Here is a 12,005-nt window from a genome sequence, read left to right on the forward strand (position 1 = left end):
TTCGTTAGAAACTCATGTCCACCTTGGTCCAGAGCGTGCGCCCCGGTTCATTGATGGCTTGCGGGTCGTTGGCCGGGTAGCCGAAACCGGCGTTGCCCGCCAGGTTCAGGTGTTCGGCGTAAGCCTTGCCGAACAGGTTGTCGACGCCGGTACTGACCTTCCAGTGCTTGTTGATCCGGTAGGCACCGTTGAGCGAGAACACACCGAAGCCCGAACTCTTGTCGTAGTCCTTGCCGACCACGTTGCCCTTGTTCTGGTCGATACGGTTTTGCTTGGCCACCACTCTCCACAGTGCACCGGCGCTCCAGTTGTCTTCGCTGTAAGTCAGGCCCAAACGTGCATCGAGCGGTGGCATCTGCGGCAGGGCTTTACCGTCGCTGCTGTTCTTGCCCCAGGCGTAGGCCAGGGTTGCATCGGCTTTCCAGTGATCGGTGAGTTTGTAAGCCGTTCCGAGTTCACCGCCCATGATTCGCGCGTCGATGTTCTCGGCGCGGGAGGTCGTGCCCATCATCCCGGGGGTGTAATCGAACAGGATGTAATCGCGCACCACGCCGATGTAGCCCGACGCCCAGGCTTCGAGTTCGGCGCTCTTGTAGTTCACGCCGAAATCGAACTGGGTGGTCTTTTCCGGTTTGATCGAGTCGAACGCGTTGACCGAACCTGCGGGGCCCGACTTGGGCGAAAACAGTTCCCAGTAATCCGGGAAGCGCTGCACATGGCCGAGGCCGGCGAAGAGCGTGGCCGGGCTGTCGGCCAGGTCATGCTCGTAACGCACGAAGCCGCTTGGCAGTGTGTCGGCACGGGTGTTGTCGGCGGTTGGATTGGGGCGCGACATCATTCCCGAACCGGTGCTCTGCCGATAATCCTTGGCTGAAGCGCGGTCGACCCGAGCGCCGGTGATCAGCCGGTCACGGTCAGCGGCGTACCAGGTCATCTCGCTGAACACGCCATAGTTATGGAAGTCGGCGTCCTTGGTATACGGCAGATCCTTGTAGGTATCGATGCCCATCGAACTGCGCTGACGGTGTTCGTTGGTCTGTGCATCCAGCCCGGTGATCAGTTGGATATCGGCCCAGCGCCAGGTCGCTTTGATGCGTGCGCCGAGGGTCCGGCGATCAACGTTGGAGGCCATGGGGCCGGCCATCATCCCCGTACCGGACGGCGTGCGCAGGGTGTAGTTGTCCATCACATGGTCGGCGTAGTTGTAGTAGACCTGTGCTTCGAGTTTCTCCAGCACATCGCTGATGTTGGACTTTTCGAAACGCAGGCCGAGGCTTTCGCGCAGGAACTGCGAACCGTCCATGCCGCGACCGGCGTAGCGGGCTTCGCCGTCGCCCTTGCCGGCAGTCAGCTCGATCAAGGTGTCGGCGTCTGGGGTCCAGCCGAGCGCCACGTCGCCGTTCCACTTGTCGTAGCGTGAAGCGACAGTGTCATTGTTGCCGTCGCGATAGTCGTCGGAATGCGCGGTGTTGCCGATCACCCTTACATAACCCAACGGCCCGCCGGCAGCGGCGTCGATGACCTTGTCGAAGCGCCCGTGGGAGCCGGCCAGGATGCTGGCGTTCACCCGCGTGCCGAGTTCGCCGAAGCTTTCCGGTTCACGGTCGAACAGCACCGTGCCGGCCGATGCACCGGGGCCATAAAGCACGGTTTGAGGGCCTTTGATCACCGTGAGCTTGTCGTAGGTTTGCGGCGAGATGTACGACGTTGGCGCGTCCATCCGGCCAGGGCAGGCGCCGAGCATCATGCTGCCGTTGGTGAGGATGTTGAGCCGCGAACCGAACATGCCGCGCAGCACCGGATCGCCGTTGGTGCCGCCGTTGCGCACCAGGGCGAAGCCCGGAATGGTCTTCAGGTAATCACCGCCATCACTGGCCGGCACCGGTTGGCGCGGATCCTTGGGGTTGGTGACAACCGTCAGTGGCGAACTCGGCGCAATGGCGGTGATCACCGTCGGGCTCAGTTCATCCGCGTGTGCGGCGTGATCATCGGCCAGCACCAGAGGGGACAGCAGGACGCCGCAAAGGACGGCGGTCGCGTGCCTGAAACGAATACGCGATTCGTTCAAAGCGAAGGACGCCTGGGCAGCGCCCGAGCGTGAAACAGCAGAAAACCTGGACATGACAATTTCCATCAAACAGTCGTAAACGACACGGCCGGCAGCCTGAAGCTGTCTTCTCAACCGTGTGTAATCAGAGGTGGGTGATTACGCTGCGATGGGCGGGGCGCGGGTGCGGGCGCCGGGGAAGAAGGTTTGCCGGGCGTGGCCCAGGCGCGGGGAGGGCGGGGTGAAGGGGTTGGCGTGGGCGATGCTGAATGCGGCGAACGAGCCACCGCCGGTCAGCGCCGGGCAATTGAACAGCAGGCTGCAATAGCCGCACTTTTCCCACAGTGCGTGGTGCGAGGATTGCGGCGGGCAGTGTTCGGCGCAAGGCTTGGCGCCGTGCCCGGCGTGCTCCATGCCCGGCATATCCATCGACATCTCCATGCTCATCGGCATGGAGGTCGAGGCGTGTTGATCCATCGGCATCGACTGAGAAATCAGTGGGCCGATGAAGATCATCAACATGGCGAACAGGGCGATCCAGCTGCCGCAGGTCAGATGTTCAGTCTGACGGCGTTGCAGGGATGGCCTGGCGCTCAGCGGGCGCATGGGCGTCGTTAACCGTATCGGTTATTGGGCGTGCGCGTGTTCCGGCATGTCGTGCGGCGGTTTCTTCTGCACGGCGACTTCGACGGTGACGTCCCCGGCCTTCTCGAAATGCATCGTCAGCGGGAAACGTTGGCCGTCGCTGAGCAGGCTGCGATCGGTCGGGTTGAGCAGCATGACGTGATAGGCCATCGGCGCGAACGTCACCTTGCCGCCGGCCGGAATGTCTACGCTCGGCACTTGCTGCATCTTCATCAGATCGCCCTGCATCACATGCTCGTGCAATTGCGCTTCGGGGGCGATAGGCGAGTCGACACTGAGGAGTCGATCGGCCGTTTTGCCGGCGTTATGAATCACGAAATACGCCGCGACGGTGGGTGCGTTGGGCGGCAGTTCCTGCGACCACGGGTGGGCGATTTCCAGTTCCCCGGCCTTGTATTCATGGGCATGGGCAAAACACGCAGGCAACAGCAACGCAGCGAGGACGATGATTTTTTTCAACATGGCAGTTCTCCAGAACGATTTGAAACGCAGGTCAATTGCGCGAACAAATCAAACCAGAGGGGAAGCGCGGGGATTGAGGCTCGGCCATTGCTGGCGCGGTGTGGGTGTTTGCAGTGAAACCGGCGCGACGCTGCGATGGCTTTCGTAACGGGCGAAATACAGCTGCGGCGCATGCCCCGGCAGCGCCACCAAAGGCGCCGACCCGGAGCAACACCAGCAATGCTGCATGTTGGAATGGCTGTCGCTGGGCGGGGCTTGCTGATCCGTGGCGCCGATGTCGATCGCCACCATTTTCGTCCCGCTGCCGGTGCAGAAACTGCTCCACAGCAGTTGTTCGGCCGGTGAATTGGCCGCTTGCGCCATCGCCCCCGTCATCGGCATGGCGAGCATGTTGAACAGCACTGCAAAGCAGGCGATCCAGGCAATGGCTAGCCGTTGTCGGTTCATGGGACAGATCCGTTGGGTGGGCGATCAGGCGCGGCTATTTAGCCTGATCGGGGCCGATAAGTAAAAAAGCGTCGTGCGGTTTGGTGTCGCAGCGCTCTCTTCAATTACTTGCTCAGTTCACTGGTACGGCATGAACCTGCATATCGACACCAAGCGTAGCGCGGATTACCGAAAATATTCTGGCCAGGTTGTCCATGCTCGGATTACCGTTGGCTGACAGCATTCGATGCAGGCTTTTACTGGGTTTTTGGGTCTCCCTTGCAAGCTCTTCGAAGCCGACCGTCGCGTTAACAAGATCGCGCAAAATGATCCTCGCCATTTCTGGTTCGCCATTCAGGAACAGCGTAGCGGCCTCATCCAGCAATGCTTGAGCAAACTCCGGGTCTCGTTGGGCACGTTCTGCAATTGAATGTTTGTAGCTTCGAGTGAGAACCATCAAATTACCTCCGGTCCTGTTCAGCTTTTTTCGAGTTCGAAATTCGGCTATCAACGCTTTCGCCTGTTTGATGTCTTTTTTTGTGTGGATTTGTCTCCTCCTCCGAACAAAATGATCAGCCGTTTTCCTTCTTGTACGAGATAGATTCTGTACCCTGGTCCCCAATTGATTCAGTATTCGCCTAGACCGTCGAACCATTTGATGTTGGAAGTGTTGCCCATTTCCAATCGAATCATTGCATTAGAAACCTTGATTGGCGCCTGTACGTTCAGCGTGGAAATCCACCGGCCAAACGGGCTTGATTCATCTTCCTGCAGATATTCTTCGAGTGTGATCACGGCTGGCTCAGAAGGTAACGAATAGGTTACTTATCACGCAAGCTATGGATCTTGCCCTACAGGTCGATTGCCTCCAACGCAGCCAGTGTTTCTTGAAGCGACAGAAACTCCCGATCAGCCCCCGGCAACCCCGGCCGCTTCAACACCAGAACCGGCACCCCACGCTCGCGCGCCACTGCAAGCTTCGGCTCGGTCGCGGTGCTGCCACTGTTCTTGCTGATCAGCACATCGATTTGCCGTCGCTCGAACAACGTCCGTTCATCCTCCAGCAGAAACGGCCCGCGCGCGCCGATGACTTCGCAGCGTTCGTTGCCGGGATAAACATCGAGGGCGCGCAGGGTCCAGAATTGATCCGCCGGGATTTCGTCCAGATGCTGCAACGGTTCGCGACCGAGGGTGAACAGTGGGCGGCGAAACGGCGCCAGAGCGCTGATCAATTTGGTCCAGTCGCCGACTTCGCGCCAATCGTCACCCGGTTGCGGCTGCCATGCGGGGCGGCGCAGGGCCCAGCAGGGGATGCCGGTCAGTTGCGCGGCGGTGGCGGCGTTCTGGCTGATTTGCGCGGCATAGGGGTGGGTGGCGTCGAACAGCAGATCAATGCCTTCGTCACGGATGAATTGCGCCAGCCCTTGGGCGCCACCGTAGCCGCCGATGCGCACCTGGCAGGTCAGGTCGGTGGGCACACGGCCCACCCCGGCCAGGCTGTAAATGTGCGAAGGCCCTAAAGTCCGGGCGATGGCCAGTGCTTCGGTCACGCCGCCCAGTAGCAAAATGCGCTTCATGCAGACCCTCCTGCGTGACCGACGATGCCGCCCTGACGGTCAATCGCAAACACTTCGACCTGTACCTGCGCCGGCACCACGCTGCGGGCGAAATTCAGCGCATGACGACACACCTCATCGCCCAGCGCGATCCCCACCGCACTGGCCATGGCCAATGCCTGCTGGCTGGTGTTCGCTGCACGAATGTCGCGCTGCAAACCTTCATCGGCACCGATGGCGGCGGCCCATTCGGCCAGTTGCGGCAAGTCGATGCTGGAATGTCGCGAGTGCAGATCCATATGCCCGGCCGCCAATTTACTGATCTTGCCGAAGCCACCGCACAGGCTGAGTTTATCCACAGGCACCTTGCGCAGATGCTTGAGCACGGCACCTGCGAAGTCGCCCATTTCGATCAGGGCGATTTCCGGCAGGTCGTAGACCCGGCGCATGGTGTCTTCGCTGGCGTTGCCAGTGCAGGCCGCGATGTGCAGAAAACCGTTGGTCTTGGCGACGTCGATGCCTTGATGGATCGATGCAATGTACGCCGCGCAGGAAAACGGCCGGACGATGCCGCTGGTGCCGAGGATCGACAGCCCGCCGAGAATGCCCAGGCGCGGGTTCATGGTTTTCAGCGCCAGCGCTTCACCGCCCTCGACATTCACCGTGACCTCGAAGCCGCCAGCGTATCCGGTCTCGGCGGCGAGCAGGCTCAGGTGGTCGCTGATCATCTTGCGTGGCACCGGGTTGATCGCCGGTTCCCCCACGGCCAGCACCAGGCCCGGGCGTGTCACGGTGCCAACGCCCTTGCCGGCCATGAAACGAACGCCTGGCTCGGTCATCAGTTGCACCTGCGAGTAGAGCAGCGCGCCGTGGGTCACGTCCGGATCGTCGCCGGCGTCCTTGATCGTCCCGGCTTCCGCGCCGTTGTCGGTCAGTCGACAGAACTCCAGACGCATCTGCACCTGTTTACCTTTGGGCAGCACGATTTGCACGGCGTCGGCTGCAGTGCCGCCGAGCAACAGGCGTGCGGCGGCGAGGCTGGTGGCCGTGGCGCAACTGCCGGTGGTCAGGCCGCTGCGCAGTGGTGCGGGTTGTTCGGCGGTTTCGTCACGCATCGAGAGGTTTGACCAGATCGAGCAAGGTGATCGGCAGCGCCTGACGCCAGGTGTCGAACTCGCCCAGGGGTTGCGCCTGGGCGACGTGGATGCGCGTCAGCTCGCCGCCGTAACGTTCGCGCCAGTTCATCAAGGTGATTTCGCTTTGCAGGGTCACCGCGTTGGCGACCAGACGGCCACCGGGTTTGAGCTGCTCCCAGCACGCCTCGAAGACACCTTCGCGGGTTACGCCGCCACCGATGAAAATCGCGTCCGGGCGCTCCAGACCGGCGAGAGCCTGCGGCGCACGACCACGGATCAGTTGCAGTCCCGGCACACCCAGCGCCTCGCGGTTGTGTTCGATCAATTGCTGACGGCCCTCATCGGCTTCGATGGCCAGCGCCCGGCAGCCCGGGTGGGTGCGCATCCATTCGATGCCGATCGAGCCGCTGCCGGCGCCGACATCCCAGAGCAATTCGCCCGGCGTCGGGGCGAGGCGGGCGAGGGTGATGGCGCGCACGTCGCGCTTGGTCAGTTGACCGTCATGCCGGAAGGCCGAGTCGGGCAGGCCGGCGAGGCGCGACAGACGCGGAGTGTGGCTGTCGGCCAGGCATTCGATGGCAATCACATTGAGATCGGCCGTCGGCGCGTTGTTCCAGTCATTGGCGCTGCTGTCGAGCCGCCGCTCGGCCGCACCGCCCAGATGCTCCAGAACGCTCATCCGGCTCGCGCCAAAACCACGATCACGCAACAGCGCCGCCACAGCCGCCGGGCTCTGCCCGTCGTTGCTCAACAGCAACAGGCGCACGCCGCTGAACAATTGGGCATTGAGCGCCGCCAGCGGCCGGGCGACCAGTGACAGTGTCACCACGTCCTGCAATGGCCAGCCGAGGCGGGCAGCGGCCAGCGAACAGGAGGACGGCGCGGGCAGAATCAGCATCTCGTTGCTCGGCACCTGACGCGCGAGGCTGGCGCCAACGCCGTAGAACATCGGGTCACCGCTGGCCAGCACGCAGACGGCCGCGCCGCGTTGTTCCAGCACCGGCGCGAGGGAAAACGGGCTCGGCCACAACGCCCGCTCGCCGCGAATGCACACTGGCAGTAAATCCAGTTGCCGCTGGCCACCGACGATCCGCGAGGCGCCCATCAGGGCTCGCCGGGCGTTTTTGCCCAAGCCCTTGAAGCCGTCTTCACCGATTCCCACAACCGTCAGCCAGGGTGACATCTATATTCCTCTAAACATGTCGATCCGACGGGCAGACTTTTCATGCCACCGGACAAAGCAGGCATAATACCGCGCCTTCGTCCACGAAGCGCCTTTCCCACGCAGCCGGTCAGCCCCTTGAACGAACGCCCGATGTCCACCGCCATACGCCCCTCGGCCTGCCCGGGGTTGCTGCGTATCGTCCAGGCATTGGACGGTGGCATCTGCCGGATCAAGCTCAATGGCGGCTCGATCACCGCGGATCAGGCCGATGCCGTGGCGCAGGCTGCCCAGCGGTTTGCTGGCGGCGTGATCGAGGCGACCAACCGCGCCAACCTGCAAATTCGCGGGATCGGCTCGCACAGCGCCGCCCTGATCGACAGTCTGCTGGCCGCCGGTCTAGGGCCGCGAAGTGCTGCCGGCGACGATGTACGCAACCTCATGCTCAGCCCTGCCGCCGGTATCGACCGGCAGATGCGTGTCGATACCCGCGCACTCGCCGCGCAGATTCTCGACACCTTGCAAAGCCACCCACGCTTCTCTGAGCTGAGCGCCAAGTTCGCCGTGCAACTGGACGGCGGGGAAGCGCTGGCAATGCTCGAACATCCGCATGATCTGTGGCTGTCGGCGTTCGAACACGACGGCGAAGTGCTGTTGGCGTTCGGGTTTGCCGGATGCCCGACGGACCGGGCAGTCGGCGCCGTGTCGCTGGAAAACGGCCATGCGCTGGTCGTGGCGGTGCTGACGTTGTTCCTTGACCTGGCCCGACCAGAGCAGACGCGCATGCGTCATTTGCTCGAAGAGTTGCCCATGCGGGCCTTTCTTGAGCGGTTGCGAGAGCGTGTGCCGGTTAAATCGGTCATGGGCTGGCAGCGCGCATCAGCGGCGGATGATTTGCACATCGGCGTTCATCCGCAGCACACCGATAACCGGGTCTATGTCGGTGCCGTGCCGCCACTGGGGCGTCTCGACCCGGTCATGCTGCGTGGCGCGGCACAACTGGCGCGTCAGTTCGGTGATGGCAGCCTGCGTTTCACACCCTGGCAAAGTCTGTTGCTGCCCAACGTGAAACCGTGTGACGCGGCGCAGGTGCTGCGCAGCCTGCAACACCTGAACCTGTTGACGCAGCCCCTCGAACCGTTGGCGCGACTGATCGCCTGTACCGGTTCTGACGGCTGTGGCAAAGGTCTGGCCGACACCAAACAGGATGCCCGCCTGCTGGCGCCACTGCTGCCCCCGGGTGTGAGTGCGCACCTGTGCGGCTGCCCGCGTTCGTGCGCCGCCGCCCACTGTGCCCCGGTGACCTTGCTGGCCGTCAGTCCCGGTCATTACGACCTCTATTTTCGCGATGCTTTGCTGCCGGGATTCGGCGCGTTGCGCGCAAGCAACCTTACTATTGAAGCGGCCGCGACCCTGCTCGACGCCCGCTCTCGGAGCTCCCTTGATGCTTGATTACATCCGCGACGGTCAGGAGATCTATCGCAACTCCTTCGCGATCATTCGCCGCGAGGCCAATCTGGCGCGCATCCCGGCCGACCTGGAAAAACTCGCGGTGCGGGTGATCCACGCCTGCGGCATGGTCGAGGCTGTCGACGGTCTGCAATTCTCGGCAGGGGCCGGCAAGGCCGGGCGCGATGCGCTCGCTGCCGGTGCGCCGATCCTCTGTGATGCACGCATGGTCTGCGAAGGCGTGACCCGCGCGCGTCTGCCGGCCAACAATGAAGTGATCTGCACCCTGCGCGATGAGAGCGTGCCGGTGCTGGCGCGTGAGTTGGGCAACACCCGTTCTGCCGCCGCGCTGGAACTGTGGCGGCCGCATCTGGAAGGCAGTGTGGTGGTAATCGGCAACGCGCCGACCGCGCTGTTCTATCTGCTGGAAATGCTCGACGCCGGGGCGCCGAAACCGGCGCTGATCCTCGGCTTCCCGGTGGGCTTCGTCGGCGCCGCTGAATCGAAAGCCGCGCTGGCGGCCGACAGCCGAGGCGTGCCGTTCGTGATCATGCAAGGCCGGCTCGGTGGCAGCGCGATGGCCGCCGCCGCCGTCAACGCCCTCGCCACGGAGATCGAATGATGCAGGCAAAAGGTCGTTTGATTGGCCTGGGCGTCGGCCCCGGTGACCCGGAACTGATTACCGTCAAGGCGCTGCGCCTGCTGCGCGAGTCGCCCGTGGTGGCGTACTTCGTGGCCAAGGGCAAAAAGGGCAACGCATTCGGCATCATCGAAGCGCACCTGCAAGCAGCACAGAACCTGCTGCCATTGGTTTACCCGGTGACCACCGAAGCGCTGCCGGCACCGCTTTCCTATGAACAGGTCATCAGTGATTTCTACGATGAAGCGGCCCAAACGGTGGCCGCGCATCTGGATGCCGGTCGCGACGTCGCGGTGATCTGTGAAGGGGATCCGTTCTTCTACGGCTCCTACATGTATTTGCACGATCGCCTCGCCAGCCGTTACGAGGCGCAAGTGGTGCCGGGCGTGTGCTCGATGCTCGGCGGCGCTTCGGTACTCGGCGCGCCGTTGGTGTATCGCAATCAGAGCCTGTCGGTGCTGTCCGGGGTCTTGCCCCATGAAGAGTTGAAACGACGCCTGGCCGATGCCGATGCGGCGGTGATCATGAAGCTGGGGCGCAATTTCCCCAAAGTGCGTCAGGTGCTCGAAGAGCTCGGTCTGGCTGAGCGCGCGCTGTATGTCGAGCGCGCGACCATGGCCAATCAGAAAATCGTGCCGATGGATCAGGTCGAGCCGATGTCCTCGCCGTACTTCTCGCTGATCATCGTGCCTGGCGAGCGGTGGCAAGGCTGATGACTCACTCCACACCCGCCATCGTCATTCTCGGTCAGGGCAGCCTGGCCACCGCCCGCCGTATTCAGCAGGTATACCCCACTGCGCAGATCCATGGCCTGGCCGGTCGGGTCGAAGGCGCTGACTGCACCTATCCGGAGTTCGGCGCCACGCTGCGTGACTTGTATCAGCAGGACACGCCGATCATTGCCCTGTGTGCGGCCGGGATTGTCATTCGCACGCTGGCGCCGCTGTTGCTGGAGAAGGGCGCCGAGCCTGCGGTTCTCGCCGTCGCCGAAGACGGCAGCGCCGTGGTGCCGCTGCTTGGTGGCCTCGGCGGCGTGAACGTCATGGCGCGGGAAATCGCCGCCGGGCTGCAAGTCGCCCCGGCCATTACGACCAGCGGCGAGCTGCGTTTTGGCACCTGCCTGCTCAATCCCCCGAGCGGCTACGCACTGGCGGATCTGGAGCTGGGCAAGCGTTTTGTCTCCGATCTGCTGGCCGGGCACAGCGTGCGCATCGAAGGCGCCGCGCCGTGGCTGGCGCAGGCACAGTTGCCGGAAGATCCGCAGGCGCAGCGTTCAATTCATGTGAGCAGTGCCGAGCGCGAAGCCAGCGCCAATGAGCTGCTGATCTATCCGCGCAGTGTGGCGGCGCTGGTCAGCGCCGACGTCGCCGATCTGCCAAACACCCTGCGTACAGCGTTGCACGACGCGAAAGTGGCGGTGCAATCGTTGGCGTGTCTGGTGGCGATCGACACGCAGATGGCTTCGGCGAATCTGCGTGAAGCGGCGTTGGAACTGGGCGTGCCGCTGCGGTTTATTGGCGCAACGGACGAACTCCCGGCATTGCCGGGCGTGTCGATGATTGAATCTGTACACGGCATCACTTTGGCTCTCGCTGAGCAACCGTTGGACATCGCGCAAGTTGGGCGTGCGCGCGGTCGTCTCGCCGTCATCGGCCTCGGCCCCGGCGCTGCCGAACTGATGGTGCCAGCGGTGAAAGCCGAACTGGCCCGCGCCACCGACGTGCTCGGCTACGAAACCTATGTGCGTATGGCCGGCCCGTTCCGTGACGATCAGGTGCAGCATTGCACCGACAACCGTGAAGAGATGCAACGTGCCCGCCACGCCTTCAGGCTGGCGGCTGCCGGGCGTTCGGTGATTGTGGTGTCATCCGGTGATCCGGGGGTGTTCGCCATGGCTGCGGCAGTGCTCGAAGCGCTGCACGAGTCCGATGACCCGGCCTGGCACAACGTTGATCTGGACATTCTTCCGGGCGTCTCTGCTTCACTTGCCACCGCCGCTCAGGCCGGCGCGCCGCTGGGGCATGATTTCTGTGTGATGTCGCTGTCGGACAACCTCAAACCCTGGTCGATTATCGAAAAACGTCTGGATCTGGCCGGCGAAGCGGACCTGGCACTGGCCTTCTACAACCCGATCTCCCGTGCGCGCCCATGGCAATTGGGCCGCGCGCTGGAAATCGTGGCGCAACATCGCAGCGCCGAAACGCCCGTGGTACTGGGGCGAGACATCGGGCGTCCGGGGCAGACCTTGCGTACGACGACCCTCGGCGCCTTGACCCCCGATCAGGTGGACATGCGCACCATGGTGTTGATTGGTTCTTCCACCACTTGCACTTTTGCCCGTGCCGGCGGTGGAGATTGGGTCTATACGCCACGCTGGTATGGGGAAAAACCGGTTTCTTGAAAAAAACCATCGTTGCAGCGTCGAGAATGTTGTAAGCAACTTCAAGTCGACGTGACATCGGGTTAATACTTTTCGCGTTTA

Annotated in this window: 12 protein-coding genes and 1 pseudogene; 4 read left to right on the top strand and 9 right to left on the bottom strand. The window is 62.9% G+C overall.

The window, feature by feature from the left end; genetic code table 11:
- Window positions 1–4: 4 nt before the first annotated feature.
- The 9 genes and pseudogenes from AACY02_RS10230 to cbiE form a co-directional block, all read right to left on the bottom strand.
- On the bottom strand, window positions 5–2,122 hold the full coding sequence (locus AACY02_RS10230) for a TonB-dependent copper receptor (protein WP_339431827.1): 2,118 nt from the start codon (window positions 2,120–2,122) through the stop codon (window positions 5–7).
- 84 nt (window positions 2,123–2,206) lie between these two features.
- Window positions 2,207–2,653, bottom strand: coding sequence for a DUF2946 domain-containing protein (locus AACY02_RS10235; protein ID WP_339431828.1), 447 nt, complete (start codon window positions 2,651–2,653; stop codon window positions 2,207–2,209).
- Between the two features lie 21 nt (window positions 2,654–2,674).
- Entirely contained in the window at window positions 2,675–3,154 is a 480-nt protein-coding gene (locus tag AACY02_RS10240) for a copper chaperone PCu(A)C (protein WP_339431829.1), read from the bottom strand.
- Between the two features lie 48 nt (window positions 3,155–3,202).
- A complete protein-coding gene (locus AACY02_RS10245) occupies window positions 3,203–3,601 on the bottom strand; it encodes a DUF2946 domain-containing protein (RefSeq protein WP_339431830.1) in 399 nt (132 codons plus the stop codon).
- Window positions 3,602–3,713: 112 nt separating this feature from the next.
- Window positions 3,714–4,037 (bottom strand): helix-turn-helix domain-containing transcriptional regulator, encoded by a 324-nt coding sequence (locus tag AACY02_RS10250; protein ID WP_339431905.1) that lies wholly within the window; start codon window positions 4,035–4,037, stop codon window positions 3,714–3,716.
- Window positions 4,038–4,052: 15 nt separating this feature from the next.
- Window positions 4,053–4,375: pseudogene (locus AACY02_RS10255) on the bottom strand (type II toxin-antitoxin system RelE/ParE family toxin); the annotation flags it as partial.
- Between the two features lie 56 nt (window positions 4,376–4,431).
- Window positions 4,432–5,157, bottom strand: a complete 726-nt coding sequence (locus AACY02_RS10260) for a cobalt-precorrin-6A reductase (protein ID WP_339431831.1) — start codon at window positions 5,155–5,157, stop codon at window positions 4,432–4,434.
- On the bottom strand, window positions 5,154–6,251 hold the full coding sequence (locus AACY02_RS10265; RefSeq protein ID WP_339431832.1) for a cobalt-precorrin-5B (C(1))-methyltransferase: 1,098 nt from the start codon (window positions 6,249–6,251) through the stop codon (window positions 5,154–5,156). The genes AACY02_RS10260 and AACY02_RS10265 overlap by 4 nt, the downstream gene beginning before the upstream one ends.
- Window positions 6,244–7,455: a precorrin-6y C5,15-methyltransferase (decarboxylating) subunit CbiE gene (gene cbiE / locus AACY02_RS10270; RefSeq protein WP_339431833.1), complete on the bottom strand. Its 1,212-nt coding sequence runs from the start codon at window positions 7,453–7,455 to the stop codon at window positions 6,244–6,246. The genes AACY02_RS10265 and cbiE overlap by 8 nt, the downstream gene beginning before the upstream one ends.
- Before the next feature lie 132 nt (window positions 7,456–7,587).
- On the opposite strand from cbiE, the gene cobG reads away from it, so the two are divergent.
- From cobG to cobJ, 4 genes are read left to right on the top strand one after another with little or no spacing between them, the layout of a single operon-like run.
- Complete coding sequence (cobG, locus tag AACY02_RS10275) at window positions 7,588–8,886, top strand: precorrin-3B synthase (RefSeq protein ID WP_339431834.1); 1,299 nt, start codon at window positions 7,588–7,590, stop codon at window positions 8,884–8,886.
- On the top strand, window positions 8,879–9,505 hold the full coding sequence (locus AACY02_RS10280; RefSeq protein WP_339431835.1) for a precorrin-8X methylmutase: 627 nt from the start codon (window positions 8,879–8,881) through the stop codon (window positions 9,503–9,505). Before cobG ends, AACY02_RS10280 begins: the two co-directional genes overlap by 8 nt.
- Entirely contained in the window at window positions 9,502–10,236 is a 735-nt protein-coding gene (locus tag AACY02_RS10285; RefSeq protein ID WP_401159178.1) for a precorrin-2 C(20)-methyltransferase, read from the top strand. The genes AACY02_RS10280 and AACY02_RS10285 overlap by 4 nt, the downstream gene beginning before the upstream one ends.
- Window positions 10,236–11,924, top strand: a complete 1,689-nt coding sequence (gene cobJ / locus AACY02_RS10290; protein WP_339431836.1) for a precorrin-3B C(17)-methyltransferase — start codon at window positions 10,236–10,238, stop codon at window positions 11,922–11,924. The genes AACY02_RS10285 and cobJ overlap by 1 nt, the downstream gene beginning before the upstream one ends.
- The last annotated feature ends 81 nt before the right edge of the window (window positions 11,925–12,005 follow it).

This window comes from Pseudomonas sp. EA_65y_Pfl2_P78 (assembly GCF_963970495.1).
Classification (GTDB): Bacteria; Pseudomonadota; Gammaproteobacteria; order Pseudomonadales; family Pseudomonadaceae; genus Aquipseudomonas; species Aquipseudomonas baetica_A.